The sequence below is a fragment of the Pseudonocardia sediminis genome, assembly GCF_004217185.1.
In the GTDB taxonomy this organism is placed as follows: domain Bacteria; phylum Actinomycetota; class Actinomycetes; order Mycobacteriales; family Pseudonocardiaceae; genus Pseudonocardia; species Pseudonocardia sediminis.
Map to the genome: position 1 here is coordinate 6118883 of NZ_SHKL01000001.1, position 26203 is coordinate 6145085.

Annotated in this window: 23 protein-coding genes; 8 read left to right on the forward strand and 15 right to left on the reverse strand. The window is 73.9% G+C overall.

Annotated features, from left to right (window positions below; genetic code table 11):
* Positions 1-57: 57 nt before the first annotated feature.
* From EV383_RS28640 to EV383_RS28660, 5 genes are all read right to left on the reverse strand, one after another.
* Positions 58-486, reverse strand: a complete 429-nt coding sequence (locus tag EV383_RS28640) for a hypothetical protein (protein WP_130292959.1) — start codon at positions 484-486, stop codon at positions 58-60.
* A gap of 74 nt (positions 487-560) precedes the next feature.
* Complete coding sequence (locus EV383_RS28645) at positions 561-1583, reverse strand: NADP-dependent oxidoreductase (RefSeq protein WP_207223685.1); 1023 nt, start codon at positions 1581-1583, stop codon at positions 561-563.
* A gap of 56 nt (positions 1584-1639) precedes the next feature.
* A complete protein-coding gene (locus tag EV383_RS28650) occupies positions 1640-2803 on the reverse strand; it encodes an acyl-CoA dehydrogenase family protein (protein ID WP_130292961.1) in 1164 nt (387 codons plus the stop codon).
* Entirely contained in the window at positions 2800-4824 is a 2025-nt protein-coding gene (locus EV383_RS28655) for an acetyl-CoA carboxylase biotin carboxylase subunit (protein ID WP_130292963.1), read from the reverse strand. The genes EV383_RS28650 and EV383_RS28655 overlap by 4 nt, the downstream gene beginning before the upstream one ends.
* Positions 4825-4835: 11 nt before the next feature.
* Complete coding sequence (locus tag EV383_RS28660) at positions 4836-6446, reverse strand: carboxyl transferase domain-containing protein (RefSeq protein ID WP_130292965.1); 1611 nt, start codon at positions 6444-6446, stop codon at positions 4836-4838.
* Between the two features lie 214 nt (positions 6447-6660).
* Here EV383_RS28660 and EV383_RS28665 point away from each other — a divergent pair, with 214 nt between their 5' ends.
* A complete protein-coding gene (locus EV383_RS28665; RefSeq protein ID WP_130292968.1) occupies positions 6661-7146 on the forward strand; it encodes a hypothetical protein in 486 nt (161 codons plus the stop codon).
* A gap of 50 nt (positions 7147-7196) precedes the next feature.
* A complete protein-coding gene (locus EV383_RS28670; protein WP_130292970.1) occupies positions 7197-7877 on the forward strand; it encodes a response regulator transcription factor in 681 nt (226 codons plus the stop codon).
* A 6-nt stretch (positions 7878-7883) separates the two neighbouring features.
* Here EV383_RS28670 and EV383_RS28675 read toward each other — a convergent pair whose 3' ends face one another.
* The gene (locus EV383_RS28675; RefSeq protein WP_130292972.1) at positions 7884-10733 is read right to left on the reverse strand and encodes an ATP-binding protein; all 2850 of its coding nucleotides are present in this window, start codon (positions 10731-10733) and stop codon (positions 7884-7886) included.
* Positions 10734-10924: 191 nt separating this feature from the next.
* Here EV383_RS28675 and EV383_RS28680 point away from each other — a divergent pair, with 191 nt between their 5' ends.
* Positions 10925-11893, forward strand: coding sequence for an IS481 family transposase (locus tag EV383_RS28680; RefSeq protein WP_130289518.1), 969 nt, complete (start codon positions 10925-10927; stop codon positions 11891-11893).
* A gap of 9 nt (positions 11894-11902) precedes the next feature.
* A complete protein-coding gene (locus EV383_RS28685) occupies positions 11903-12502 on the forward strand; it encodes an SACE_7040 family transcriptional regulator (protein WP_130292974.1) in 600 nt (199 codons plus the stop codon).
* Here EV383_RS28685 and EV383_RS28690 read toward each other — a convergent pair.
* On the reverse strand, positions 12404-14389 hold the full coding sequence (locus tag EV383_RS28690; RefSeq protein ID WP_165438534.1) for a heavy metal translocating P-type ATPase: 1986 nt from the start codon (positions 14387-14389) through the stop codon (positions 12404-12406). The two genes, EV383_RS28685 and EV383_RS28690, sit on opposite strands and share 99 nt — an antisense overlap.
* Before the next feature lie 103 nt (positions 14390-14492).
* Between EV383_RS28690 and EV383_RS28695 the strand changes: the two genes are divergently transcribed.
* Entirely contained in the window at positions 14493-14813 is a 321-nt protein-coding gene (locus EV383_RS28695; protein ID WP_130292976.1) for an ArsR/SmtB family transcription factor, read from the forward strand.
* 106 nt (positions 14814-14919) lie between these two features.
* Positions 14920-15765: an alpha/beta fold hydrolase gene (locus tag EV383_RS28700; RefSeq protein WP_130292978.1), complete on the forward strand. Its 846-nt coding sequence runs from the start codon at positions 14920-14922 to the stop codon at positions 15763-15765.
* A 64-nt stretch (positions 15766-15829) separates the two neighbouring features.
* On the opposite strand, the gene EV383_RS28705 is transcribed toward EV383_RS28700, so the two are convergent.
* The 7 genes from EV383_RS28705 to EV383_RS28735 form a co-directional block, all read right to left on the reverse strand.
* Complete coding sequence (locus EV383_RS28705) at positions 15830-16870, reverse strand: aldo/keto reductase (RefSeq protein ID WP_130292980.1); 1041 nt, start codon at positions 16868-16870, stop codon at positions 15830-15832.
* A gap of 43 nt (positions 16871-16913) precedes the next feature.
* Positions 16914-17234, reverse strand: coding sequence for a MaoC/PaaZ C-terminal domain-containing protein (locus EV383_RS28710; RefSeq protein ID WP_130292982.1), 321 nt, complete (start codon positions 17232-17234; stop codon positions 16914-16916).
* Positions 17231-17647 carry a hypothetical protein gene (locus tag EV383_RS28715; RefSeq protein ID WP_130292984.1) on the reverse strand — a complete coding sequence of 139 codons (417 nt, stop codon included), beginning with the start codon at positions 17645-17647 and terminating at the stop codon, positions 17231-17233. Before EV383_RS28715 ends, EV383_RS28710 begins: the two co-directional genes overlap by 4 nt.
* Positions 17644-18492, reverse strand: coding sequence for an SDR family NAD(P)-dependent oxidoreductase (locus EV383_RS28720; RefSeq protein WP_130292986.1), 849 nt, complete (start codon positions 18490-18492; stop codon positions 17644-17646). The genes EV383_RS28715 and EV383_RS28720 overlap by 4 nt, the downstream gene beginning before the upstream one ends.
* 98 nt (positions 18493-18590) lie before the next feature.
* A complete protein-coding gene (locus EV383_RS28725; RefSeq protein ID WP_165438535.1) occupies positions 18591-20555 on the reverse strand; it encodes a DICT sensory domain-containing protein in 1965 nt (654 codons plus the stop codon).
* A gap of 351 nt (positions 20556-20906) precedes the next feature.
* Positions 20907-21653, reverse strand: a complete 747-nt coding sequence (locus tag EV383_RS28730; protein ID WP_130292990.1) for a hypothetical protein — start codon at positions 21651-21653, stop codon at positions 20907-20909.
* On the reverse strand, positions 21650-22369 hold the full coding sequence (locus tag EV383_RS28735; protein WP_130292992.1) for an ABC transporter ATP-binding protein: 720 nt from the start codon (positions 22367-22369) through the stop codon (positions 21650-21652). Before EV383_RS28735 ends, EV383_RS28730 begins: the two co-directional genes overlap by 4 nt.
* Before the next feature lie 144 nt (positions 22370-22513).
* On the opposite strand from EV383_RS28735, the gene EV383_RS28740 reads away from it, so the two are divergent.
* Positions 22514-23698, forward strand: a complete 1185-nt coding sequence (locus tag EV383_RS28740) for a sensor histidine kinase (protein WP_130292994.1) — start codon at positions 22514-22516, stop codon at positions 23696-23698.
* Entirely contained in the window at positions 23695-24381 is a 687-nt protein-coding gene (locus EV383_RS28745) for a response regulator (protein ID WP_423213671.1), read from the forward strand. Before EV383_RS28740 ends, EV383_RS28745 begins: the two co-directional genes overlap by 4 nt.
* A gap of 31 nt (positions 24382-24412) precedes the next feature.
* On the opposite strand, the gene ptsP is transcribed toward EV383_RS28745, so the two are convergent.
* Positions 24413-26104, reverse strand: coding sequence for a phosphoenolpyruvate--protein phosphotransferase (ptsP, locus tag EV383_RS28750; RefSeq protein WP_130292996.1), 1692 nt, complete (start codon positions 26102-26104; stop codon positions 24413-24415).
* Positions 26105-26203 lie beyond the last annotated feature (99 nt).

Sequence of the window (26203 nt, forward strand, 5' to 3'; positions counted from 1 at the left end):
GAGCAGCTCTCGTCCACCGGGTCCGGTGACGGACGGGCTCGGTGACGGTACGGGTGGCTAGTGGTCGTCGCGGCCGGTGAGCTCGTGCTCGAGCTCGTCGGCCAGGTGCACGACCTGGCGGAACGGGAACTCGAAGCCGTCGAGGCCGGCGTCGCGCAGCGAGATCGAGTGGCGGAAGACGACGACGCCGTCCTGCGCCACGACCCCGCCGACCGGGGACGCCCCGGCCAGTTCGAGGAGCTTGGTCAGGTCGACCTCGCCGGTGCGGGCGATCGGCGAGCTGATCTGGGCCCAGTCCGAGTCGTCCTGCGCGACGGCGGCCGCGGCGTCGGTGGTCTCGCCGTGCTTCTCGTGGACCCGCCGGACGACCACGAGCTGCGTGCGGTCACCGGTGGTGGGCAGGTTGAACCAGAGCTCGTCGCCCACCTGCCGCATGATCTCGTACCGCACCCGCACGTAGGACTGCAGATCGTCCCAGGTCGCCACGTCGGCCCCCTCCTCGTTCGACGTCGGCGACGCTACCGTTCCCCGGCTCCGGCCGGTGTGGCGGGGAGCACCCGTCAGGCGATCTGCAGGACGAGCTTCCCGGTGTTCTCGCCGCGGAACAGGCGCAGGAGCACCTCGCCGAAGTCGGAGACCTGCCCGGAGACGACGTCCTCGCGGCTGCGCAGCTTCCCCTCGGCCAGCCAGCCGGCCATCTCCTTCGCCGCCGCGCCGAAGCGGTCGACGAAGTCGAAGACCAGGAAGCCCTCCATCCGGGCGCGGTTGACCAGCAGGCTCATGTAGTTGGCCGGGCCGGGCGGGACCTCGGTGGCGTTGTAGGTGCTGATCGCGCCGCAGATCGGGACGCGCGCACCGAAGCGCAGCTGGGTCAGGGCCGCGTCGAGGATCTCGCCGCCGACGTTGTCGAAGTAGACGTCGATCCCGTCCGGCGCGGCTGCGCGCAGGGCCTTCTTGACGTTCTCGGCGCGGTAGTCGATCGCGGCGTCGAAGCCGAGTTCGTCGACGATCCAGGCGCACTTCTCCGGCCCGCCCGCGATGCCGACGACGCGGCAACCCTTGATCTTGGCCAGCTGCCCGACGACGCTGCCCACGGCTCCCGCGGCACCGGACACGACGACCGTCTCGCCGTCCTTCAGCGCGCCGACGTCGAACAGTCCGAAGTAGGCGGTCATGCCGGTCATGCCGAGCAGCGCCAGGTAGGTGGGGACGTCGACCTCGTCGGTCGGGTGCACCGTCTGCACGCCGGCGCCGTCGGACTCCGCGTACTCCTGCACCCCGAACGTGCCGGTCACGACGTCACCGACGGCGAACCCGGAGTTCTTCGACGCCACCACGCGGCCGGCCGCCAGCGCGCGCATGACCTCGCCGATGCCCACCGGCGGGACGTAGCTCTTGCCATCGTTCATCCAGCCACGCATCGCCGGGTCCAGCGACACGTGGGTCACCTGCACGACGATGTGGCCTTCGGCGGGCTCGGCGACCGGCTCGCTCGTGTGGTCCCACACGTCGGGGCCGGGCAGCCCGTTCGGCCGGGCGGCCAGGCGCACCTGGTGGTTGGTCAGTCCCTCGATGTCGCTCATGTGTCCAGGTCTACCCGCCCCGGACCGTTCCGACCCGGGGCGGGTGACGAGACAGACTAGAGACCCAGGTGGCGCGCGATCAGCATCCGCTGCACCTCGGACGTGCCCTCGCCGATCTCCAGGATCTTGGCGTCGCGGTAGAACCGCCCGACCGGGTACTCGTTCATGAAGCCGTACCCGCCGAAGACCTGGGTGGCGTCCCGGGAGTTGTCCATCGCCGCGTTCGAGGCCACGAGCTTGGCGATCGCGGCCTCCTTCTTGAACGGCTCCCCGCGCAGCATCTTCTCCGCGGCGTCGTGCCAGGCCAGGCGCGCGGTGTGCGCCCGGACCTCCATGTCGGCGATCTTGAACTGGATCGCCTGGTAGTCGCCGATCGGGTGGCCGAACGCCTCCCGCTCGTGGGCGTAGCGCAGCGACTCGTCGACGCAGCCCTGCGCGAGCCCGACCGACAGCGCCGCGATCGCGATCCGGCCCTCGTCGAGGATGGACAGGAACTGCGCGTAGCCGCGGCCCTGCTCGCCGAGCAGGTTCTCCTTCGGCACCCGGACGTCGTCGAAGAACAGCTCGCGGGTGTCGGAGGCGTTCCAGCCGACCTTGGAGTACTTCTCGCTGACCGAGAAACCGGGCGTGCCCGACGGCACGAGGATCGCCGAGATCTCCTTGCCGCCGCCGGGCTTCTCGCCGGTCACCGCGGTCACGGTGACGACGGAGGTGATGTCGGTGCCGGAGTTGGTGATGAAGCACTTCGACCCGTTGATCACCCACTCGTCGCCGTCGAGCTTCGCGGTGGTGCGGGTGGCGCCGGCGTCCGAGCCGCCCCCGGGCTCGGTGAGGCCGAACGCACCGAGCGTGCGGCCGGCCGCGATGTCGGGCAGCCAGCGGGCCTTCTGCTCGTCGGTGCCGAACCGGTAGATCGGCATCGCGCCCAGCGAGACACCGGCCTCCAGCGTGATCGCGACCGAGGAGTCGACCTTGCCGAGCTCCTCCAGGGCCAGGCACAGGGCGTAGTAGTCGCCGCCCATCCCGCCGTACTCCTCCGAGATCGGCAGGCCGAACAGGCCCATCTCGCCCATGCTGCGCACGAGGTCGTAGGGGAACTCCTCGCGGATGTAGAAGTCCGCGATGACGGGCGCGACCTCCTTGCGCGCGAAGTCCTCGACGGTCGCGCGCAGGGCCTCGTACTCCTCCGACGACGTTGCGGTGGATTCGACTGCGGTCATGACTTCGCCCCTTCGGCGTCTGCGTTCCCGGGCTCGACCACGAGCAGTGCCGCGTCGCGGGCGACGGTGCCGCCCACGCGGGCCTTCAGCTCGCGGACCACGCCGTCGACCGGCGCGGTGAGCACGTGCTCCATCTTCATGGCCTCGACGACGACGAGCTTCTGTCCCGCCGTCACCTCCTGGCCCTCGGTGACCTCGACGACGGTCACGGTGCCGGGCATCGGCGAGACGACCGGCCCGCCCGCGGTGTCGGCGCCGGTCCGTGCCGCTTCCAGCGGCTCCTGCTCCCGGATGCCCCAGGCGGAGCCGTCGCGGGAGATCCACACGACCCCGTCGGGTGCGGTGGCGACGGCGTAGCGCCGCGTCCGCCCGTCTTGGGTGTGCGCGAGCGTCCCGTCGCCGGTCGCGACGGTCGCGATCCGCACCGGGTCGGCCTCGCCGATGACGACCTCCGCGTCGGCGGCGCGGCCGCGGATGCGCACCGCGACCGGGTCGTGCCCGGACACGACGAGACGGCGCGTCGTCCACGCCGGCTCGCCGACCCGCCAGCCACCGGGCACGTCGAACGGGTCGACGACGGCCCCGGCCGGCTCCAGCCGCAGCAGCGCGTACCCGGCGGCGGCGCCCAGGACGTCGCCGGGCAGGTCGGGGGTGGCGAGCTCGCGGGCCCGCCGGGCGACCAGGCCGGTGTCCAGGCGCGCGGCCCGGACGTCGTCGTCGGCGAGCAGTCCGCGCAGGAAACCGATGTTGGTGTCGAGGCCGAGCAGCGTGGTGTTCGCGAGCGCCGCGTCGAGGCGGCGCAGGGCCTCGGCCCGGTCGGCGCCGTGCGCGATGACCTTGGACAGCATCGGGTCGTAGTCCGACCCGACCGTGCCGCCGGCGACGATCCCGGAGTCCACCCGCACGCCCGGACCGGACGGCTCCCGCAGCGCGACCACCTGCCCGCCGGTGGGCAGGAACGACACGGTCTCCCCGGTGACGGCCGCGGTCTCCGCGTACACCCGCGCCTCGACGGCGTGCCCGTGCAGGGCGACGTCGCACTGGGTGATCGGCAGCGCCTCCCCGGCGGCGACGCGCAGCTGCAGCTCGACGAGGTCGAGGCCGGTGACCATCTCGGTGACCGGGTGCTCGACCTGCAGCCGGGTGTTCATCTCCATGAAGAAGAACTCGTCCGGGGCGTCGGAGGACACGATGAACTCGACGGTCCCGGCGCCGGTGTAGCCGCACGCCCGGGCCGCCTCGCAGGCCGCGGTGCCCATCCGCTCGCGCTGCTCCGGGGTGAGCAGGGCCGACGGCGCCTCCTCGATGATCTTCTGGTGCCGGCGCTGCAGCGAGCACTCGCGCTCGCCGAGGTGCACGACGGTGCCGTGCGCGTCGGCCATCACCTGGATCTCGATGTGGCGCGGCGTGGTGACCAGGCGCTCGACGAGCAATGTGTCGTCGCCGAACGAGCCGCGGGCCTCCCGGCGGGCGCCCGCGATCGCGTCGGCGAGGTCGGCCGGGGCGTGCACCTCGCGCATGCCCTTGCCCCCGCCACCGGCACTCGGCTTGAGCAGGACGGGATAGCCGACCTGTTCGACGGCCAGTGTCAGCTCGTCGTCGGACAGACCGGAGCCGTCGGAGCCGGGCACCACCGGGACGCCGGCCTTCGCGACGGTCTGCTTGGCGCGGATCTTGTCGCCCATCGCGTCGATCGCCTGAGAGGGCGGCCCGACGAACACGATCCCGGCCTGCTCGCAGGCGGCCGCGAACGCGGTGTTCTCGGACAGGAACCCGTAGCCGGGGTGGATCGCCTGCGCCCCGGTCGCCCGGGCCGCCTCGATCACCTTCTCGACCGACAAGTAGCTCTCCGAGGCCGCGGCGGGCCCGAGGCGGACGGCGTCGTCGGCCGCGCGGACGTGCGGGGCGTCGGCATCGGCGTCGGAGTACACGGCCACCGACCGGATCCCCAGCGCCCGCAACGTCCGGATCACCCGGACCGCGATCTCGCCGCGGTTGGCGACCAGCACCGTCGAGAACATGGACACGTTCCTCACATCCGGAAGACGCCGAAGGCCGGGTCGGCCAGGGGCGCGTTGGCGGCGGTGGACAGGGCCAGGCCCAGGACGGTGCGGGTGTCGGCGGGGTCGATCACGCCGTCGTCCCAGATCCGGGCCGTGGAGTAGTAGGGGTGGCCCTGCGTCTCGTACTGGGCCCGGATGCGGTCCTTGAACTCCTCCGACGGCGTCGGATCCTTCGGCGAGCGCACCGCGTCGAGCACCATCGCGGCCTGCTCACCGCCCATCACCGAGATCCGGGCGTTGGGCCACATGAACAGGAACCGGGGAGAGTAGGCCCGCCCGCACATCGAGTAGTTCCCGGCGCCGAACGAGCCGCCGATCACCACGGTCAGCTTCGGCACCCGCGTCGAGGCGACGGCGGTGACCATCTTCGCGCCGTTCTTCGCGATGCCGCCGGCCTCGTACTCGCGCCCGACCATGAACCCGGAGATGTTCTGCAGGAACACCAGCGGGATGCCGCGCTGGTCGCACAGCTCCACGAAGTGCGCGCCCTTGACCGCGGACTCGGAGAACAGGATGCCGTTGTTCGCCACTATCCCCACCGGATGCCCGTGGATCCGGGCGAAGCCGGTGACCAGCGTCGTCCCGTACTCGGACTTGAACTCGTGGAACCGGGAGCCGTCGACGACGCGGGCGATGACCTCGCGCACGTCGTAGGGGGTGCGGGAGTCGGTCGGGACCGCGCCGTAGAGCTCGCCCGGGTCGACGGCCGGCGCCTCGGTCGGTGCGACGTCCCAGCTCCGCTGCGCGCGCGGACCCAGCGTCCCGACGATCGAGCGGACGATCTGCAACGCGTGCGCGTCGTCGTTCGCGAGGTGGTCGGTGACGCCGGACGTCTTCGAGTGCAGGTCGCCGCCGCCCAGGTCCTCGGCGGTGACGACCTCGCCGGTCGCGGCCTTCACCAGCGGCGGGCCGCCCAGGAAGATCGTGCCCTGGTTGCGGACGATGACCGCCTCGTCCGACATCGCCGGCACGTAGGCGCCGCCCGCGGTGCAGGAGCCGAGCACGGCCGCGATCTGCGGGATGCCCTGGCCCGACATCTGGGCCTGGTTGTAGAAGATCCGGCCGAAGTGCTCGCGGTCGGGGAACACGTCGTCCTGCTCGGGCAGGTACGCCCCGCCGGAGTCCACGAGGTAGATGCAGGGCAGCCGGTTGTGCAGGGCCACCTCCTGCGCGCGCAGGTGCTTCTTCACCGTCATCGGGTAGTAGGTGCCGCCCTTGACGGTGGCGTCGTTGGCCACGATCACGCACTCGCGGCCCGACACCCGCCCGACGCCGGTGATCACCCCGGCCCCGGGGGCCTCGTCGTCGTACATCCCGTTCGCCGCCATCGGCGAGAGCTCCAGGAACGGCGACGACGGGTCGACGAGCGAGTCCACCCGGTCCCGCGGCAGGAGCTTGCCCCGCTCGACGTGCCGGGTCCGCGACTTCTCCGGCCCGCCCAGACGCGCGGTGGCCAGCTTCGCGGCGAGGTCCGCGACGAGCGCGCGGTGCGACTCGGCGTTGGCGGCGAAGGCCTCACCGCCGGGATCCACCCCGGTGCCCAGCTGCGGGGCGGTGCCCGTTCCGTCTACGACTGTCATCTCCACCCTCCGGCGAACGGTTAATGACCGTTAACAGGTTAGCGTTCGTTAACGTCGCGGTCCAGGGGGATGCGACATCGACTCAGCGTTCTCACAGCGACCGTGCCCGACACTTGCCCTGGTCCGGGCGGGTCGCGCGACCGCGCCCGGACTGATGACAGCCTGCCGTGGGACCGCGGCCGGTGCTCCCCGGGGAACGGACGGAGGTCTGCAGATGAGCGTGATCGGACATCCGAGCGCCCGGGCCGAACATCCGGACCGGACCGCCCCCGACGGCCTCGGCGCCGCCCTGATCGGGCTCGGCGTGCTGGGCATCCTGGGCAGTGCCGTCCAGCTGGCCGCGCCCGGTTCGGCGCACCTGCTGCCCTGGGGTGCGACGATCCTGCTCGCCACGGCCGCGGCCCTGCTGACCCTGCCCCGCGTCGGACGACCGGGGCGCCACGCCGCCCGGGCGCTGAGCCTGATCGTGCTGGTGTCCGCCGCGACCGCCGTCGCCGAGCACCTGGCCGCGGGCCCCGGCGTGCCGGTCGGCTCCTTCACGCACTCCTGGTACGGGGGCGGCACCGCCCCGCTGGCCCCCGGCCTGCTGGGCCAGTCCGCGCTGTTGCTGCTGCTCGCGAGCCTGCGGGCCGGCCCACAGCTGGGGCGGTTCGGCCGCCGGGTCGCCGGCCGTCTCCGCCGCGGCGCGGACCGCGGGTGACGACTCCGACCGCGTTCGGGCCGGTCTCCTCCGGCCTCTACGGTTGAACCGTGCGGCTACTACTGGTCGAGGACGAGAAACCGCTCGCCGAGCTCGTGCGGCGGGGGCTGGCCGGCGAGGGCCACGAGGTGGAGGTCGCCCACGACGGGCCGAGCGGGCTCGAGGCGGCGCTGTCCGGCCGGCACGACGTGATCGTCCTGGACATCATGCTCCCGGGGCTGTCCGGCTACCGGGTGCTGCAGCGCCTGCGGCACGAGGGCGTGTGGACGCCGGTGCTGATGCTGACGGCCAAGGACGGCGAGTACGACGAGGCGGACGCGTTCGACCTCGGCGCCGATGACTACCTGACCAAGCCGTTCTCGTTCGTGGTCCTGCAGGCCCGGCTCCGCGCGCTGCTGCGCCGGGCCGGGGAGGCGGCGCCGACCGTGCTGCGGGTCGGTGACCTCTCACTGGACCCGTCCAAGCACCGGGTGCACCGCGGCGAGGTGGAGATCTCGCTGACGCCGCGCGAGTTCGGGGTGCTCGAGCACCTCATGGCGCGCACCGGGCAGGTCGTGACGAAGACCGACATCCTGCGCTCGGTGTGGGACGCCCACTACGACGGCGAGGTCAACGTCGTCGAGGTCTACGTCGGCTACCTGCGACGCAAGATCGACGCCCCGTTCGGGACGAACAGCATCGAGACCCTGCGCGGGGTCGGCTACCGGATGGCCGAGTCCGACGCCTCCTGAGCGGGCTCAGGACTCCGGCGTGTCGTCGCGCCGCGGGTCCGCACCGTCGGTCCCCTTGCGGGGGTGACCGTTCTGGGGCCGATCGCTCCGGGCGCGGCCGTTCGTCGGGTGCCCGTTCGTCTGGTGCCCGTTGCGACCGGGACCGTCCTGCGGGTCTTGAGGGCGTCCGTTCGGGCGCCGGAACCCGTTGCCGTTCGGGAGGCCGTGGCCGTTCGAGCCGTGGCCGTTCGAGCCGGCTCCGTTGCGGCCGTACGGCGCGGTCGCGCCGTACGCACCGCCGTTCCGTGACGGGAGGCCGCGGGGTGGGGTGCCGTTCCGCGTGACGCCGTTCGGCGCCGTACCGCTCCGGGTGGCGCCGTTGGTCCCGCCGTTGCGGGTGGCGCCGTCGGTCACGCCGTTGCGGGTGGCGCCGTCGGTCCCGGCATCGCGGCGGGCCGGGGCGACGGCGGTACCGGCGCGTCCCCCTCCGGCGGACCGGACGACGGGCAACGGGCGGGTGGCGTTCTCGTCGGCGGGGCTGCCGACGGTGTTCGGACGGATGGGCAGGGGGCCGGTCGGCGGGTCGCTGATCGGGCTCCGCGGCTCCGGGGGGCCGGGCACCGGGGGCTGCTGGGTGGAGGGCTGCTGCGTCGACGGCGTCGGCGACGTGGAGGGCGGAGGGGGCGTCGTCCGGGGGGCGCGCGGCGTCCCGTTCGCCGGCGGGACGGCGGGCGTGTCGGCCCCGGCCTCGACGGGTGTGGCACCGGATGCCTCGTCGGGCCGCGCGACGACCTCGTCGGACCGCGTGGAGGTCCCCGCCGTCCCGTCCTCGGCCGTCGGCTTCCCGGCCGTCGGCTTCCCGGCCGTCGGCTTCCCGGCCGTCGGCGAGGTCGCCTCCACCGGGCGACGGCGACGCCCGCCCATCGGCACCCGCGGCAGCGGGCCGGAGGGACGGTCGTCGAACAGCACGGGTCCGGCGTCCGCGGCGGTGGGCGCCGGGACGTCCGTGCCGGAACCCGTACCGGCTCCGGCGGTCGTGTCCGAGGGTGTCGACGGCGAACCGGCCTCCGGTTCACGGAACGCCGACCAGGCGGACGTCGACGAGGTGACCTGCCCAGAGGCGGCCGACGCAGAGGCGGCCGACGCAGAGGTGACCGACGCAGGGCCGGCAGACGCAGGGGCGGCCGTCGTGCTGTCGCCGGTTCCGGCGGAGACCATCGGGCTGAACAGGTCGGACCCGTTCCGGTCCTCGGCGGTCGCCACGGCCGGCGTCGCGGCTCCGGCGGCCGACAGAGCGGCGGGGGCCCAGGCGTGCTCGGGCACGTCGGCCGCGCGGTCCGTGTCGGGCGCCGTCCACGGCTCGTCCGTTCCGGCTCCCGCGGCGGGCGTCGGCTCGGCGACCTCGAGGGACCCGGGCGAGCCGGACAGCGGGACCGTGACCCGGAACCGCGCGCCGCCGAGCCTCTCGGACTCGCCCGCCGACACCGTCCCGCCGTGCGCCGCGACCAGCTCGGCGACGATCGCGAGGCCGAGACCGGACCCGCCGTCGCCGCGCGCCCGCGCCTCGTCGAGCCGCACGAAGCGCTCGAACACCCGCGTCCGGTCGGCCTCGGGGACGCCGCAACCGTCGTCGTCGACGTCGATCACGGCCAGGTCGCCGTCGGCGCGCACCGAGACCGCCACCGTCGACCCGGCGTGCCGGCGTGCGTTGTCGACCAGGTTGCGCAGCACGCGGACCAGCTGGCTGCGGTCCCCGACCACGCGCACCGGTTCCGTCGACACGGTCACCGAGACCGAGTCGTCGGCGCTCGGGCGGACCCGCTCCCCCTCGACGAGCTCGTCGAGGTCGACCTCCTCGCGGCGCGGCGCGAGGCCGCGCTCGTCGGCGCGGGCCAGGAACAGCAGGCCCTCGACGAGCTTGGTCAGCCGGCCGGTCTCCCCCCGCAGGGTCTGCACCGTCGCGAGGTCCGCGGAGTCCTTGCCCATGCCGTTGCCGAGCAGCTCCAGACCGGTCGAGACGGTGGCCAGCGGGCTGCGGAGCTCGTGGCTGGCGTCGGCGACGAAGCGCCGCTGGGTGGCCTGGGAGTCCTGCAGGCGGGAGAGCATCTGGTTCATCGTGCGGGCGAGCCGGCCGACCTCGTCCTGGGTGTGCGGCTCGGGCACGCGACGGTCGAGGTCGCGGTCGGTCAGCCCGGCCACGCGCCGGCGCATCGCCTCGACCGGACGCAGCGCACGCCCCGCGAACAGGTAGGTGAAGAACCCGGTGATCAGCACGAGGATCGGGATCCCGACCGAGACCATCACCGACACCGTGTCGACGGCCTGGTGCACCGGCTTGAGCGGCTGCGCGGCCAGCACCGTGATCGGGCGCCCGGTCGCCCGGACTCCCTTCCCGACGATCGTCACCTCCTCGGTGCTGCCGTCGGCGAGCCGGATCTCGGTGCTCGGGACGACCCGGGTCTCCCGCGGTGCGAGCAGCCACGGCACCATCCGCGGCTGGCTGTCCAGGGTGTCCGAGGAACCGATCACCTGGACGTCGGACTGCGGGCCGTTCGAGCCGACGCGGCTGTCCGGGTCGTCGGAGTCGTCGCCGTAGTCGGTGAGGACCTGCACGATGTCGCCGCGCTTGCCCGTCGCGTCGATCGAGTTCTCCTTGGCGTCACCGCTGCCGGTGAAGTTGCCCGCGATGCGCTGGCCGAGCACCTCGGCCTGGCTCACGGCCGCGGACTCGGTCGACTGGCGCAGCTGGTGGTCGAGCAGCAGCACGAGCGAGATGCCGGCGACGACCAGGACCACCGCCACCGCCACCGCGGCGGCGAGCGCGGACACCACCCGCACGCCCATCCGGGCGCGCAGCCAGTGCAGGGCACGGTTCACGCCGTCGAGGGTATCCGCCGTCCGCTGAGCACCGGCTGAGGAGCACTCCGCCGTGGTTAGCGAACGTTAACCCCCGCGCGCTAGTTGTAGTGCCCATGACCGTTGTTGACGGCGTGGCGGCTTGAAACCAGGGAGACCTCCGGGCGAGGTGTGAGTTGTCGACGCTCATACCCAGCCACCCGGAGGTCTCCGTGGCCCACCGTAATGCCCGTCTGACCGTGCACGGACGCACCGTTCTGATCGAGCGTGTCCTGTCCGGGCGCCCGGTCGCCCACGTCGCCGCCGAGCTCGGGATCTCCCGCGCCACCGGCTACAAGTGGTGGGCCCGCTACCGCGCCGAAGGCCCGACCGGACTGATCGACCGGCCCAGCCACGCCCACCACATCCCGTCGCGGACCACCCCCGAGGCCGAAGCCCGAGTCCTGGCCCTGCGTCGCGAACGCAAACTGGGCCCGCACCGGATCGCGCCCCTGACCGGGCTACCGGCCTCGACCGTGCACGCCGTCCTGGTCCGGCACGGGCTATCGCGCCTGGCCTGGATGGACCGCCCCACCGGGCAACTCATCCGCCGCTACGAACGCGACCGCCCCGGCGAACTCGTCCACGTCGACGTCAAGAAACTCGGCCGGCTCCGCGACGGAGGCGGCTGGCGAGCCCACGGGCGCGACAGCATCGAACACCGCCGAGCCCGCTACGGAACCCGGGTCGGCTACGACTACATCCACGCCGCGATCGACGACCACACCCGCCTGGCCTACGCCGAGATCCATCCCGACGAACAAGCCACCACCTGCGCCGCGTTCCTGCGCCGCGCCACCACCTTCTTCCACGACCACGGCATCACCCACATCGAACGGGTCATGACCGACAACGCCCTGGCCTACCGCCGCTCGAGGGCCTGGCGCGAAGCACTCGCCGAGATCGGTGCACAGGCCCGGTTCACCCGCCGCTACCGACCCCAGACCAACGGCAAAGCCGAGCGGTTCAACCGGACCCTGGCCGAGGAATGGGCCTACCAACGACCCTTCACCAGCAACGACGACCGCGCCGCGGCACTACCGACCTGGCTACACACCTACAACCACCACCGCTGCCACACCGCCATCGGCGGCAACCCACCCATCACCCGCGTCAACAACGCTGCTGGGAGTTACAGCTAGTCTCCCCCGATGAGTGCCGCCCCGGACGGCCCGCCGGCGCCGTCCCGGCGGGAGCAGATCCTGGCCGTGGCCGCCCGGCTGTTCGCGCGGCACGGCTTCCACGGGGTGAGCATCGCCGACCTGGGCGCCGCCGTCGGCGTCAGCGGGCCCGCGCTCTACCGGCACTTCCCCGGCAAGGAGGCCCTGCTCGCGGAGATGCTGGTCGGGATCAGCGAGCGCCTACTCGCCGGCGGCCGGGCCCGCAGCAACGGCGGCGACCCCCGATCCGAGCTCGCCGACCTGGTCGACTTCCACGTCGACTTCGCGACCCGGGAGCCGGAGCTGATCGTGGTGCAGGACCGCGACCTGGCCAACCTGCCCGACGAGGCGCGCCGCCGGGTCCGTCACCTGCAGCGGACCTACGTCGAGATCTGGGTGGACACCCTGCGCCGGGTGCGTCCGGAGCTGTCCCCGTACGCGGCGCGGGTCGCCGCGCACGGGGTGTTCGGCCTGCTGAACTCGACGCCGTACTCAGCGTCCGCCGGTGACCCCGGCCCCGACCCGCGCGTCCCCCGCGTCGAGGTCGACGTCCTCCGCCGGATGGCCCTCGCCGCGCTCGACGCCGGCTGAGCCCGTCCCTCCGGACCGGGCGCCACGGCGCGAGCCGATCAGCAGCCGCAGACCGTTCAGGCAGACCAGCACCGTCGACAGCTCGTGCCCGGCCACGCCGACGGCCAGCGGCAGCGTCCCGAACAGGTCCCACCCGACCAGGACGACGATCACCGCGGCGGCGAAGGCGAGGTTCGCCCGCGCCACCCGCCGGGCCCGCCGTGCCAGCTCGACCAGCGGCGCGATCGACCCGAGCGGGTCGCGCATCAGCACCCCGTCCGCGGCCTCGATGCTCAGGGCGCCCGCGCCGTCGCCGACGACCAGGCCGACGTCGGCCCCGGCGAGCAGCGGGGCGTCGTTGATGCCGTCCCCGGCCGCGAGCACCCGGCGGCCCTCGCCTTGCCGGGCCTGCACGTGGGCGACCTTGTCCGCGGGCAGCAGCCCGGAGTGCACCCGCTCCAGGCCCAGCCGGTCGCCGATCACCCGGGCGGGCTCGGCCGCGTCCCCGGTCAGGACCTCCGGCTCGCCGCCGACGACCCGGCGCATCGCGGCGAGGGCGTCCACGGCGCCGTCGCGCGGCTCGTCGGCCAGCCCGATCACGCCGACCGGTACGCCGTCGACCTGCACCAGCACGGCGGTCCGGCCCTGCCGGTGCTGCTCGGCCACCAACGGTGACGGATCGCCGTCGGGGCGCCCGACCGTCACCGACACCGGCGCACCGGCCCGCGCCGACACCCGGGCACGGACTCCTTCCCCGGGCAGCGCGGTGAACTCATCCGCACCGGGGATCGACAGACCGCGGGCCTCCGCGTGCGCCCGGACGGCCCGTCCGAGGACGTGCTCGGAGCCCGACTCGGCCGCGGCGGCGAGCGCCAGCACCTCGTCGGCGTCACGGTCACCGCAGGTCACGACGTCGGCGACCTGCGGACGTCCGACGGTGAGGGTGCCCGTCTTGTCCAGCACGACGGCGTCGACCTCGGCGAGAGCCTCCAGCACGGTCGCGTCCTTGACCAGGGTCCCGCGACGCCCCGCGACGGCGATCGCGGCCAGCAGCGGCGGCATCGTGGCCAGGACGATCGCGCACGGCGAGGCGACGATCATGAACGTCATGGCGCGCAGCAGCGTCTCCCGGAAGTCCGCGCCGAGCAGCAGCGGGACCGTCAGCAGCGCCAGCGCCGCGACCACCACGACCACCGAGTAGCGCTGCTCGACCCGCTCGATGAACAGCTGGCGGTGCGACTTCGTCTCGCTGGCCCGCGCCACCTGCACGGCGATGCCGGCCACGACCGAGTCGGCGCTGTCCCGGGTGAGGAGCACACGGAGCACGCCGGTGCCGTTGACGGTGCCGGCCAGCACGTCGTCGCCCGGCCCGCGGCGCACCGGCACCGGCTCGCCGGTGAGGTTCGCGGTGTCGACCTCGCTGACGCCGTCGAGGACCCGGCCGTCACCGGGGATCCGCTCGCCGGGCCGGACCCGCACCTCGTCACCGGCGACGAGGTCGGCCGCCGGGACCTCCCGCTCCCCGTCCGGGCCGATCAGGCTCGCGGTCTCCGGCGCCAGGTCGAGCAGCGCGTCGATGCTGGATCGGGTCCGCGCCGTCATCACCGCCTCCAGCGCGCCGGAGCTCGCGAAGATGACGATCAGCAGGCCGCCGTCGAACCACTGTCCGATCGCCGCGGCCGCGACCGCGGCCACCACCATCAGCAGGTCGACGTCGAGGGTCCGCTCGCGCAGCGCGCGCAGCCCCTCCAGCAGCGGTTCCCAGCCGCCAGCGACGTAACAGGCCAGATAGGCGGCCCCGACCAGCCAGATCGGGGCACCGAGCAGGTCGGCCGTGACGGCCACGAGGAACGCGGCCAGGGACGCGGCGGCCCACCTGACCTCGTCGAGCTTCAGAGCGTTGCGCACCCGTGGAACACTACCTGCGTACTCACGAAGATACGCAATCAGAAGATTTTATCCGCTCATCGGTGCAGTCACGCAGGTGTGCAGGTGAGGTAGGGTGAGTCCCGTGCACGAGTCGATCCCCGGCTTCGAGATGCCGGACGAGGATGCGGTGCGCCGCGCCGCGGACTCCCTGCGCATGCTCGCCGACCCGACCCGGATCAAGATCCTCTGGGCGTTGCTGCAGGGCGAGTCGTCGGTCGCCTGCCTGGCCGAGCTCGTCGGCGCCGCCCCCACCGCGGTGAGCCAGCACCTGGCCAAGCTGCGCCTGGCCGGGATCGTGGAGAACCGCCGCGAGGGCACGTTCGTCTACTACACCGTCGAGGACCCGAACGTCCGCGCGCTGCTCGCGCAGGCCCTCGGGCGCGACCGCGCCGTCACCGGCTGAGCGGCCGCCGCGGATGCGGCGACGGCCATGGTTGAGAACTCCATGACCGGGTTACCCGTGTCGTGACACGCCGGCCGCGCGCCGGCTCCACGACCCGGAGGAGATCATGGCCCGTTTCAGCGTAGGTACCGAGAACGACGCCCTGGTGGAGCTGTACTACGAGGACAAGGGTTCCGGTTCGCCGGTCGTGCTGATCCACGGCTGGCCGCTGTCCGGCCGGTCCTGGGAGAACCAGGTCCCGGCGCTGATCGAGGCCGGGCACCGCGTCATCACCTACGACCGCCGCGGCTTCGGTGACTCGTCGCAGCCGTGGGAGGGCTACGACTACGACACGTTCGCCGACGACCTGCACGCTCTGCTCGTGCACCTCGACGTCCGCGACGCGACGCTGGTCGGCTTCTCGATGGGCGGCGGCGAGGTCGTCCGCTACATCGCCAAGCACGGCACCGACCGGGTCGCGAAGGCCGTTCTGGCCGCGGCCGTCCCGCCGTACCTCTACAAGAGCGACGACAACCCCGACGGCGGTCTCGACGACACGACGATCGAGCAGTTCCAGGGCGGCGTGACCGGCGACCGGATCGCGTTCCTCGAGGACTTCACGAAGAACTTCTTCGCCGCCGGCGACCGGACCGACCTGGTCAGCGAGCCGAACCGGCTCTACAACCGTTCCATCGCCGAGTTCGCCTCGCCGAAGGGCACGCTGGACTGCATCACCGCGTTCGGCCGCACCGACTTCCGCGACGACGTCGCCAAGGTCTCCGAGGCCGGCGTCCCGACGCTGGTCATCCACGGCGACTCCGACGGCATCGTGCCGTTCGAGGTCAGCGGCAAGCGCTCGCACGAGTCGATCAAGGGTGCACAGCTGGCCCTGATCGAGGGCGGCCCGCACGGCCTCAACGTCACGCACGCGGCCGAGTTCAACAAGGCCCTGCTCGACTTCCTCGGGAGCTGAACCCGCCTGTGACGACGACGGGCCGGCCGCGATCTCGCGGCCGGCCCGTTCCCGTCTGCAGCGACTATCCGAGCAGGGTGCGGTCCGCGGCGGAGAGCCGGTCGGACGCGGTCTGCTTCTGGTGCCAGTACGGGTAGCGCAGCGGTGTCGCGCTGACCTCGTCGAGGCGGGCGACCTCGTCGTCGGTCAGCGTGAGCTCCGCGGCGGCCAGGTTGTCGCTCAGCTGCTCCTCGTTCCGCGCGCCGACGACCAGCGACGAGACGCCGGGCTTGCGCAGCAGCCAGGCCAGCGACACCTGGGCCGCGGACACGCCGTGCGCCTCGCCGATCTCGACGGCCACCTCGACGATGTCGTAGAGACGCTCCTGGTCGTGCACCGGCGGCTCGCTCCACTCGGTGAGGTGGCGCGAGGTCTCCGGCGAGTCCTTCCCGCGGCGGAACTTGCCCGAGAGCAGGCCACCGGCGAGCGGGCTCCAGACCAGGATGCCGAGGTCCTGGTCGAGGGTCGCCGGGACGAGCTCCTGCTCGACGGCACGTTCCTGCAGCGTGTAGTGGATCTGCTGGGAGACGAAGCGCTGCAGGTGCTCACGCTCGGAGACGCCGAGGGCCTTCATCAGGTGCCAGGCCGAGTAGTTCGAGCAGCCGATGTAGCGGATCTTGCCCTTGCGCACGAGCGTGTCGAGCGCCTCCAGGCTCTCCTCGAGCGGCGTCTGACCGTCCCAGGCGTGCACCTGGTAGAGGTCGACGTGGTCGACGCCGAGGCGGCGCAGGCTGTCCTCGCAGCCGCGCACGATGTGCTCGCGGGACAGGCCGGCGTCGTTGGGGCCCTCACCCATCGGCATCCGGACCTTCGTGGCCAGCAGCACGTCGTCGCGACGGCCCTTGACCGCCTCGCCGACGATCTTCTCCGAGGCGCCCTGCGAGTAGACGTCGGCGGTGTCGATCAGGTTGACCCCGCGGTCGATGCACAGATCGACGAGCCGCCGTGCGCCGTCGACGTCGGTGTTGCCGACGTTGGCGAAGCCGCCCTCCCCGCCGAAGGTCATCGTTCCCAGGGTCATCGTCGAGACGCGCAGGCCCGACCGTCCGAGCTGTCTGTACTCCATGGTCCGGACGTTCCCCGGATCGTGGGGCATCAACCGAAGTCGATCACCAGGGCCGCGTCGCCGTCCCGAGCACGGCCGCGCCGTCCGGGGTGCGGACCTCGATCGCCAGGTCCCCCTTGTCCGGGCCCACCAGGATCTCGAACGGGGTGCCGACCCGGACCGGGGCCACGAACCGCAGGTTCAGCGCGGTCCAGCCGGACGGCAGCTCCTGCGCCACGATCGCGGCCAGGAGGATCCCGGGCACGAGCGTCGCGCCGAACCGGGTCGTCGCGGCGTACGCGGGCTCGGTGTGGATCAGACCGGTGGCGCCGCTGACCAGGCCGAACGCGTCGACGTCGTCCTGGATGAGGATTCTCTTCTTCATGATGAGAAACCCCAGAGGATCGTCGACCGGGTCCGGGCGACGAGCTCGTCGCCGCGCCGGTAGTCGACCTCCAGCACGACGGTCGGCCGGTCCCGGACGTACGCGGCCTCGGCCACCGTGACCGTCACGTCCAGGACGTCGCCGACCCGGGCGTCGGCGAACGGGAGGATCCGCTGCCCGACGTGCACGCTGCCCTGCTCCATCCGCCCGCCCATCGCCCGGTAGACCGGGTCGAACGTGGAGAACACCGACGACGGCGCGACGCCGTCCGCGCGTGCCGGACCGGACCCCGTCAGGCGGTCGTACGCCGCGACCAGCTCGGTGGTGACCGGGTACCGGCCGGTGTGCACGGAGCCGGGCACGAGCGCGGCGAAGGGGATGTCGTCGAACTCCTGCGGGATCCGCGGGGTCATCGCCCGAGCTTGCGGACGGTCGCCGCGACGCCGGTGCTGCCGCGGTTCACCCCGGTCAGACCGCGGTCACCGGGACGTCCGCCGTAGGCCTCCTGCATCCGCGGCCCGGCCGCGCGCAGCCCGCCGTCGACGGTGACGTCCTCGCCGGTGACGAAGCGGGCGGCGTCGGAGACCAGGAACGCGATCACCTCGGCGACGTCGTCCGGGCGGCCCAGGTCCGGCCAGGGCTGGATGCCGGACAGGACGGCGGCGGTGCGCTCCTCGTCGTCGACGGCCAGCGGGGTGACGATCAGGCCGGGATTGACGGCGTTGACCCGGATCCGGTCGGCGGCCAGCTCCTCGGCCGCGGACCGGGTCAGGTTCACCACCGCGGCCTTCGCCGCCGAGTAGGCCTGGGGCCCGGCGCCGCCGCTCAGCGCCGCGACCGACGCCGTGTTCACGATCGCCCCGCCGCGCCCGGCCTCCTTCATGGCCCGGGCGCCGTGTTTGATCCCCAGGAACACGCTGCGCACCAGCACCGCGAACGTCTCGTCCCAGTCGGCGACCTCGATCTCGGTGATCGCGCCGAACGCGCCGCCGACGCCGGCGTTGTTGACGACCGCGTCGACCCGCCCGAACGTCTGGGTGCAGACGCCGACGGCACGCGCGACGGCGCCCTCGTCGGCCACGTCGACCTGCACGAACGTGGCGCCGAGCTCGTCGGCGGCCGCCGCGCCGGTGGCGGCGTTCAGGTCGGCGAGCACGACCTGCCAGCCGCGCTGGCGCAGCAGGGCGACGGTGGACCGCCCGATCCCGCTCGCACCGCCGGTGACCAGGGCCGCCCGAGGCCTTTCCTGCTCGTCCACGCCGAACCTCCCCCGCCCGGCGACGCGATCACCGGGTCGGACCCGAACGTAGGCGCCGCACGCCGAGTGAGTCCACCGGCGCGGCAGGCCCGGCCGGGTCAGCCGGCGCCGAAACGCCCGTTCGACCCGTGCCCGTTCGACCCGTGGCCGTTCGACCCGTGCCCGTTCGCGGGGCCGGACAGGTCGGTGAAGACGCTGTCGCGGGCGCGGGGGTCGCCACCGGTCTCGGTCTCGTCGCCGTGCACCAGGCGGCGCAGCGCCTCCTGGGCGGTCCGGTGCGGCAGCGGTGGCAGCATGTCGTCGGGCAGCGAGTTCTCCGCGTGCGGGGTGTGCGGCGGGTTCTCCGGCCCGGGCTCCCGACGGGCGGGCGGCAGGTTCTCGGGAGCCGGCGGGACCGGGAGCCTCGGGGCCGGGGACCGGTGCTGCCCACCCACGCCCGCCTCCGACGGGCCCGGCCCACCCGGGCGCCGGTCCATCTCCCGGTCCCCGGACGCCTGCCCCGGAACGGACGGCGACGGGGAGGGGCTGTGCCGGGACGGGATGTTCAGCCCCGAGGAGTGCATGCCCGGGGCGGCCCGGTCCGAGTCGCCCCGGTCCGAGCCGCGGTCCGAGTCGCTCCGGCCCGAGTCACTCCGGGACGGGCCGTCGGCCGCCGCCGGAGCGAGCTCGGGGGCCGGCGCGTGGATCGGCGCCGTCCCGGCGGCGGCCGGGCGGGGAGCGGACCGCGCGGTGGGAGCACGGTGGTCGTGCAGCGCCGTGGAGGACACGACGATCCGGTCGCCCGCCGGGATCTCGCCCGCGTCGACCGGGCCCGGGTTCTCGCCCAGCCGGTTCAGGGCCTCGCTGAGGTCCCCGAGGGGGAACGGCCGGGAGCGGGTGACGATCGTGGCCGCCCGGGCCCGCAGCGAGATGTCCGGGTAGCCGTGCGAGGCGAGCTCGAGGTTCTCGCCGATCGTGTCGCAGAGCCCGGCCAGGTGCTGCGTCGAGGCGCCGGGGACGACGACCAGGAACTCCCGCACGGACAGCCGCACCACGGCGTCGATGGCACCGAGCGGCTGGCTCAGCGCGGCCGCGACCTGGTGCGCGGCGTGGTAGGACGCACGGTCGTCGGCGCGGACGGTCTCGCCGTCAAGCTCGGGGACGTCGAACAGGGCCAGTCCGATCGGCAGCGCGGTGGCCCCGTCGGAGGGGTTGGCCCAGCGGCGCAGGAAGTCCGGGGTGCTCACACCGCTCTGCGGGTCGACCGTCGCGGCGGACCGGGCGGCCGCGGCGCGCTGGGCGTCGGCGAGCTGTTCGCGCAGCTCCCGGGTGCCGGCGCGGGCGGACTGCATCCGGCTGATCATGTGGTGCAGCGAGGTGGTCGCCCACGTCTCGCCGGGGGTGCCGGCGGAGGCGGCCCGGTCGCCGCCGGTCGGCATGGCCGCGGCGAGCATGCCGTCGATCGTGCGGCGCACCGACGCGTCGAGACGGTCGCCGAGCGCGAACCGGAGGCGGGCCAGCTCCGTGCCGGCCTGCGTGCGCGAGTAGCCCCAGCGGCCGGTGAACTCGCGGCTCGCCTCGACGTCGCGCTCGCCCGGGTCGTGGTGGTGCTGGTCGGTCGCCACCAGGAACGCGCCGGCGTCCGGTCCGACGGCGACGACCGTCCACTCGTCGGCCAGCGGCTCGTCGTGGCCCAGGACCACCACGTGCACGCCCTCGGGGGCCTCGTGCGGCTCGTCCTCGGCGAATCCGACGACGACCTCGATCCCGGCGGCGGCCATCCGCTCGTAGACCTCGCGCTCGCGGTCGAAGAACTTCATCTTCTGGAACATCGCCAGCACGACGGTCGGCTGCTCGATCGGGCCGGACATCACGGCCTTCTCGATGGTGTGCGACAGCGCGACCAGCAGACGCTTCGACGTCCGTTCGGGACGGGCGCCGGACGCCTTCTCCCACGCCTCGCGCTGGACGTCGGTCAGGCTCGCGAGGTAGGCCTCCTCGGAGGCGGTCCGGGCCGCGCGGGCCAGAGGTCCCTCCGGGGTGGCGACGGACTCGCCCGCGTCCCGGTGCGTGGAGGTCGTCATCGCTACTCCCTGCCTCGCGGCCATGGGTGCGGCCGGCGTCGGTTCTTCTGGACTGATCGCGACGAGCCAATTACTCCCCGTCCTCAGGAGCAACTCCGGAGAGGGGTCGGACGTCGACGTCACCGTCCCCTGCGACCAGCGGGTACCCACGGGCCCGGCGTATCGGCGTACGCGGCGAGCGCATCGTCCGGGACGACGAACGGGTTCCCGGCGGCCCGGCTCCCCGATCGGGCGATCGCCACGCTCGGAGCGTCCACCCGAACGCCGATATCGACTACCCCGCGTACGCGTCCGTGCCCCGGATGCCTGTCCCGCAGGCGATCCGGGGCACGACGCGGCGTCGTCTCGGGGTCAGGCGACGTCTCTGCGGAACCAGCGGTACGTCCCGAGCGCGAGCGGCGCGACGATCCAGATCAGGACCGCCACCGTCGCCGGTCCGGCCGTCCCGGGCCGGGCGAACTCGGCCGCCGAGGACACGTCGACCCACCGCGCGGCGCCGTCGCCGGCGATCAGGCCGACCGCCGTCGAGAGCGCCGACGGGGCGAGCAGGTAGACGAGGACCGCGACGACGACCCGGGGGAACAGCGTCCCGAGCGCGATCCCTGACAGCACCGGCACCAGCGCGTAGCCGAGCCCGCGGGCGATCGCGGTGCCCGGGTCCGCCCACGCGGCCGGACCTTCCCCGGCCAGCGCGGTCGTCACCAGGGCGGCCCCGAGCAGCACGGCGGTGACGCCGAGACCGAGCAGCACCGCGACGACCGCGCGCGAGGCCAGCACCCGCCCCCGCCGCGGCTCCAGCAGGAACGACACCGCCACCGTCCGCTCGCCCCACTCGGACGCCGAGGCGAACACCCCGAGCACGGCCAGCAGCGGCGAGGCGATCATCGCGACCCCGGCCTCGCGGTACAGCGTCACCTCCGGGCCGGGTGCGACCGCCTTGTAGACCACGGCCGTGACGCCGAGCCCGAGGACGGCGAGCAGCAGCAGGGGGACGGGCGCCGTGTCCACGGCCTTGCGCAGCTCGAACCCGACGAGGCGGGTCAGCGGCGGCCGCGCGGTCCCGCGGTCGAGCGGGGTGGTGTGCAGCTGCGTGCTCATGCCGCACCCCCACCGACGACGTGTCCACCGGTGCGGGCGAGGAACCAGTCCTCCAGCCCGCCGGCGCCGGACGCCAGCTCCGCGACCGGTCCACAGCCGACCACCCGGCCCTCCCGCATCGCGACGACGCGGTCGGCGACCGCGCCCACCTCGCCGAGCAGGTGGCTCGACAGCAGCACCGTGCCGCCGCCGGAGGCGAACTCGCGCAGCAGACCGCGCATCCACCGCATGCCGTCCGGGTCCAGGCCGTTCACCGGCTCGTCGAGTACCAGCACCGAGGGGTCGCCGAGCAGGGCGTGGGCGATGCCCAGCCGCTGGCGCATGCCCAGCGACAGACGCCCGACCCGCCGGCGCGCCGCACCGGAGAGGCCGACCCGCTCCAGGGCGGTGTCGGCGACGCCGGAGGGCAGGTCCAGCAGGCCCGCGGTCACCCGCAGCGTCTCCCGGCAGGTGCGGCCCGGGTGCAGCGCGGACGCGTCGAGCATCGCGCCCACCACCCGCGCCGGGCTGCCGATCCGGTCGTAGGGCACGCCGCCCACGGTGGCCGTCCCGGACGTCGGATGGACGAGGCCGAGCAGCATCCGCAGGGTGGTGGACTTCCCCGCGCCGTTCGGTCCGAGCAGCCCGGTCACGGTGCCGGGTGCGCAGGTGAAGCTCACCCCGTCGACGGCCACCGTGTCCCGGTAGCGCTTGGTCAGGTCGTTGACATCGATCATGGCGAGAAGCCTGCGGCTGCGGGGTGGTCCGCCACATCGGGACGACGTCGCGTCCGGCCGCGACGATCGTCGCGCTCCGGGTGGCCGCCGATCGCGACGATCGTCGGACGCGCGGCGGGGCCCCTCCCTCCTAGGCTCGCCACCATGACCGACGCCGAACCCGCGCCGTGGCGGGGACGTCACGAGCAGGTCGACCGGTGGGTCGACCTCGTGCTGACGGTGGTGCTGCTGCTCACCGCGGCCTTCCCCGCACTCCCGCTCCTGACCACCGGAGCACCGGTCGCCTTCGACGCCGCGACGTGGCTGGGCGTGGCGAGCACCGTCGTCGCCGCCGTGTCGATGCTCTGGCGGCGGCGGTTCCCGGTGCCGGTCGCCCTGCTCGCCATGGTCCTCACGCTGCCCTCGGGCAACTCGTTCCTGATCGCGGCCGCGATGGTCACGCTGGCCACCGTGCGCCGGGACCGGGTACTGGTGATCCTGACGCTGCTCGCCGCGGTCGCGCTGGTGCCGTCGATGGCGCTGGAGGGCAAGACGCCCGGGGCCGCGGTCACCCTCGTCGCGCTGATGGAGGTCGTCTTCCTGGCGCTGCCGGTGGCGTTCGGCGCCTACCTCGGCGCGCGCCGGGACTTCCTCGCCTCGCTGGAGGAGCGGGCCGAGCGCGCCGACGCCGAGCAGCAGGCCCACCTCGAACACGCCGCACGCGCCGAGCGGGCCCGCATCGCCCGCGAGATGCACGACGTCCTCGCCCACCGGATCTCCCTGGTCGCGCTGCACGCCGGCGGGCTGGAGCTGAACCCGGGCGCCGGGCCGGAGAAGGTCGAGCGCGACGCCGCCCTGATCGGCGAGCAGGCCCGCGGCGCCCTGACCGACCTGCGGGAGATCCTCGGCGTGCTGCGCGGTGACGACGGCGCCGACCCCGGCACCGACCTGGCCCCGCAGCCCACGACGTCCGGGATCGACCGCCTCGCCGAGTCCAGCCGCGCGGCCGGCACCGAGGTGGAGCTGAGCACCGAGCTGGACGGCGACCCGCCGGAGCTGCTCGGCCGCACCGCCTACCGGATCGTGCAGGAGGGCCTGACCAACGCCCGCAAGCACGCCCCCGGCGCGACGGCGTCGGTGCGCCTCGGCGGCGGGCCGGGGACGGCGCTGGAGGTGGAGGTGCGCACACCGCGCGCGGTCGGGCGGGCACCGGCGACGCCTCCGCCGGGCAGCGGGACCGGCCTGGTGGGGCTGCGCGAGCGGGTCCAGCTGCTCGGCGGCACGTTCTCCGCCACCGTCGACGAGCGGGGCGGCTTCGTCACCCGCGCCGCCCTGCCGTGGCCGTCGTGACCGCGCCCGGGAATGTGGCCGGCGCACCCACGCGAGTGCTGCTCGTCGACGACGACCCGCTGGTGCGGTCCGGCCTGGCCGCGATCCTCGGCAGCGCCGAGGACCTGCGGATCGTCGGCGAGGCCTCGGACGGCGACGAGGCCCCGGATGCGGTCCGCGCGCACCGCCCGGACGTGGTGCTGATGGACATCCGGATGCCCCGCGTCGACGGCCTGTCCGCCACCCGCACGCTGACCGCGATGCCCGACCCGCCGCGCGTCGTCGTGCTCACGACGTTCGACCTCGACGACTACGTGTTCCGCGCGCTGCAGGCCGGGGCCAGCGGGTTCCTGCTCAAGGACACCCCGCCGCGACGGCTGGTGGAGGCGGTGCAGGTCGTGGCCACCGGTGAGGCGATGCTCTCCCCGACCGTCACCACCCGCCTGCTGCGCCACTTCACCGCGGCCTACGGCGACGGCGGCCGCCGCGCCGCCGCGCAGGAACGCCTGGCCGGACTCACCGGCCGGGAGAGCGAGGTCCTGCTCGGCGTCGCCCGCGGTGGGAGCAACGCCGAGATCGGCCGTGCACTGCACCTGTCCGAGGCGACGGTGAAGACACACGTGTCCCGCCTTCTGAGCAAGCTCGACGCCGACAACCGGGTGCAGGTCGCGATGCTCGCCCACGACGCGGGACTGCTGGAGTAGCCCCGCGCCGTGTCTCCCCGGACCGGCCGGCTCAGGCCGGGTCGAGGGCCCGCACCGCGGCCCGGGCCTCGAACGGGTCCGGCGCCGCGCACGCCGCGCGGGCCCGCTCCCGGCACTGCTCCAGGGTCAGCCCGGCCAGCCCGGCGCCGACCGCGGCCAGCGCGCCGGAGCCCATGGACAGGCTCGCCACCCCCAGCCCGACGAGCACCGGCGCCAGCGCCGGGTCCGCCGCCGCCTCACCGCACACGCCGACGGGGGTGCCGGTGCGGGCCGAGGCCTCGCCGAGCATCCCGATCAGGCGCAGCAACGCCGGCTGCCACGGGTCGTTGAGCGCGGCCACCGGCCCGGACTGGCGGTCGGCGGCGAACAGGTACTGGGCCAGGTCGTTCGTGCCGACCGAGACGAAGTCCACCTCGCGCAGGATCTCGTCCGCGGTCAGCACCGCCGCCGGGATCTCGATCATGACGCCGGCCTGGGTGATGCCGTGCGCACGGCAGCGCTGCACGAACCAGGCGGCCTCGTCGGCGGTGGCGACCATCGGGGCCATCACCTTGAGCTCGACGCCGGTCTCCTTCGCCGCCGCGGCGAGCGCGCCGAGCTGGCGGTCCAGCACGCCGTCGCCGTTGCCGGGAACGCGCGCGATCCGCAGGCCGCGCACGCCCAGGGCCGGGTTCGGCTCGCCGTCCAGGGACAGGAACGGCAGCGGCTTGTCCGCGCCCGCGTCGAGGGTCCGGGCGGTGACCGGCTTGCCCGCGAACGCCGAGAGCACCGCGGCGTAGACCTCGCGCTGGCGGGCCTCGGTCGGCTCCTCGGCGGCGGAGAGGAACGCCAGCTCGGTGCGGAACAGGCCCACGCCCTCGGCCCGGTCGCCCGCGCCCTTCTGCGCGCCCGGCCCGTCGCCGACGTTGGCCAGCAGCGGGACGACGTGCCCGTCCGCGGTCCGCCCGGCCCCGTCCCAGTCGGCGGCGCCCATTCTCGTTCCGCGTGCGCTCCTCTCGGCAACGGCCGCGGCGGTCGCCACCGTCGCCTCCTCCAGCGTCGCCACCTCGACGACCTCACCGGTCGCGCCGTCGACGACGACGGCCGCGCCCTCGGTCAGCCCGAGCGCGCCGGCACAGCCGACGACGGCCGGGATGCCCAGCGAGCGGGCCAGGATCGCGGTGTGGCTGGTCGGGCCGCCCTGCTCGGTGACCAGCGCGAGCGCGACACCCGGGCGCAGGCCCGCGGTGTCGGCCGGGGCCAGGTCGGTGGCGACCAGCACGGCCGGGGCGTCGAGGTCGGAGACGCCGGGCGCGGGCAGGCCGAGGATCTCGGCGACGATCCGGTCCCGGACGTCGTGGATGTCGCGGGCGCGTTCGGCCATGTAGCCGCCCATCCCGGCGAGCATGTCGGCGAACTGGTTGGCCGCCTCCCACACCGCGCGGGCGGCGGGGCGGCCCTGGCCGGTGACGAGCTCGCGCGCGTTGTCGAGCAGCGCCGGGTCGCCGACCATCGTCACGGTCGCCTCCAGGACGTCCCGGGCGTCGCCGTCCACGGTCGCGGCCCGGGCGCGGAGTCGCTCGGACACGATCTCGACGGCCGGCGCGATCCGGTCCGCCTCCGCGGCGGCGTCCGCCGGGGCGGGCCCCGCGAGCGGCTCACCCGGGGGTTCGGCGACGCGCACCACGCGGCCACCGGCCCGGCCCGGGCTGGCCGGGATTCCGTTCATCGTGCGAAGCGACATCTCGAGATCTCCCTGGGGTGACGTCGACGTGACCCGTTGACAAACACAGTAAAACCCACATACTCAGACACAAGCAAGCATCGAAGCGGGAGCAAACAA

Excerpts from the sequence above, each read along its gene's own strand:
- EV383_RS28655 (WP_130292963.1), bottom strand. The coding sequence starts at position 4,824 with ATGTTCTCGACGGTGCTGGTCGCCAACCGCGGCGAGATCGCGGTCCGG.
- EV383_RS28740 (WP_130292994.1), top strand. The coding sequence starts at position 22,514 with ATGACCGACGCCGAACCCGCGCCGTGGCGGGGACGTCACGAGCAGGTC.
- EV383_RS28665 (WP_130292968.1), top strand. The coding sequence starts at position 6,661 with ATGAGCGTGATCGGACATCCGAGCGCCCGGGCCGAACATCCGGACCGG.
- EV383_RS28735 (WP_130292992.1), bottom strand. The coding sequence starts at position 22,369 with ATGATCGATGTCAACGACCTGACCAAGCGCTACCGGGACACGGTGGCC.
- ptsP (WP_130292996.1), bottom strand. The coding sequence starts at position 26,104 with ATGTCGCTTCGCACGATGAACGGAATCCCGGCCAGCCCGGGCCGGGCC.
- EV383_RS28645 (WP_207223685.1), bottom strand. The coding sequence starts at position 1,583 with ATGAGCGACATCGAGGGACTGACCAACCACCAGGTGCGCCTGGCCGCC.
- EV383_RS28710 (WP_130292982.1), bottom strand. The coding sequence starts at position 17,234 with ATGAAGAAGAGAATCCTCATCCAGGACGACGTCGACGCGTTCGGCCTG.
- EV383_RS28700 (WP_130292978.1), top strand. The coding sequence starts at position 14,920 with ATGGCCCGTTTCAGCGTAGGTACCGAGAACGACGCCCTGGTGGAGCTG.
- EV383_RS28650 (WP_130292961.1), bottom strand. The coding sequence starts at position 2,803 with ATGACCGCAGTCGAATCCACCGCAACGTCGTCGGAGGAGTACGAGGCC.
- EV383_RS28725 (WP_165438535.1), bottom strand. The coding sequence starts at position 20,555 with ATGACGACCTCCACGCACCGGGACGCGGGCGAGTCCGTCGCCACCCCG.
- EV383_RS28715 (WP_130292984.1), bottom strand. The coding sequence starts at position 17,647 with ATGACCCCGCGGATCCCGCAGGAGTTCGACGACATCCCCTTCGCCGCG.
- EV383_RS28705 (WP_130292980.1), bottom strand. The coding sequence starts at position 16,870 with ATGGAGTACAGACAGCTCGGACGGTCGGGCCTGCGCGTCTCGACGATG.
- EV383_RS28660 (WP_130292965.1), bottom strand. The coding sequence starts at position 6,446 with ATGACAGTCGTAGACGGAACGGGCACCGCCCCGCAGCTGGGCACCGGG.
- EV383_RS28685 (WP_130292974.1), top strand. The coding sequence starts at position 11,903 with ATGAGTGCCGCCCCGGACGGCCCGCCGGCGCCGTCCCGGCGGGAGCAG.
- EV383_RS28730 (WP_130292990.1), bottom strand. The coding sequence starts at position 21,653 with ATGAGCACGCAGCTGCACACCACCCCGCTCGACCGCGGGACCGCGCGG.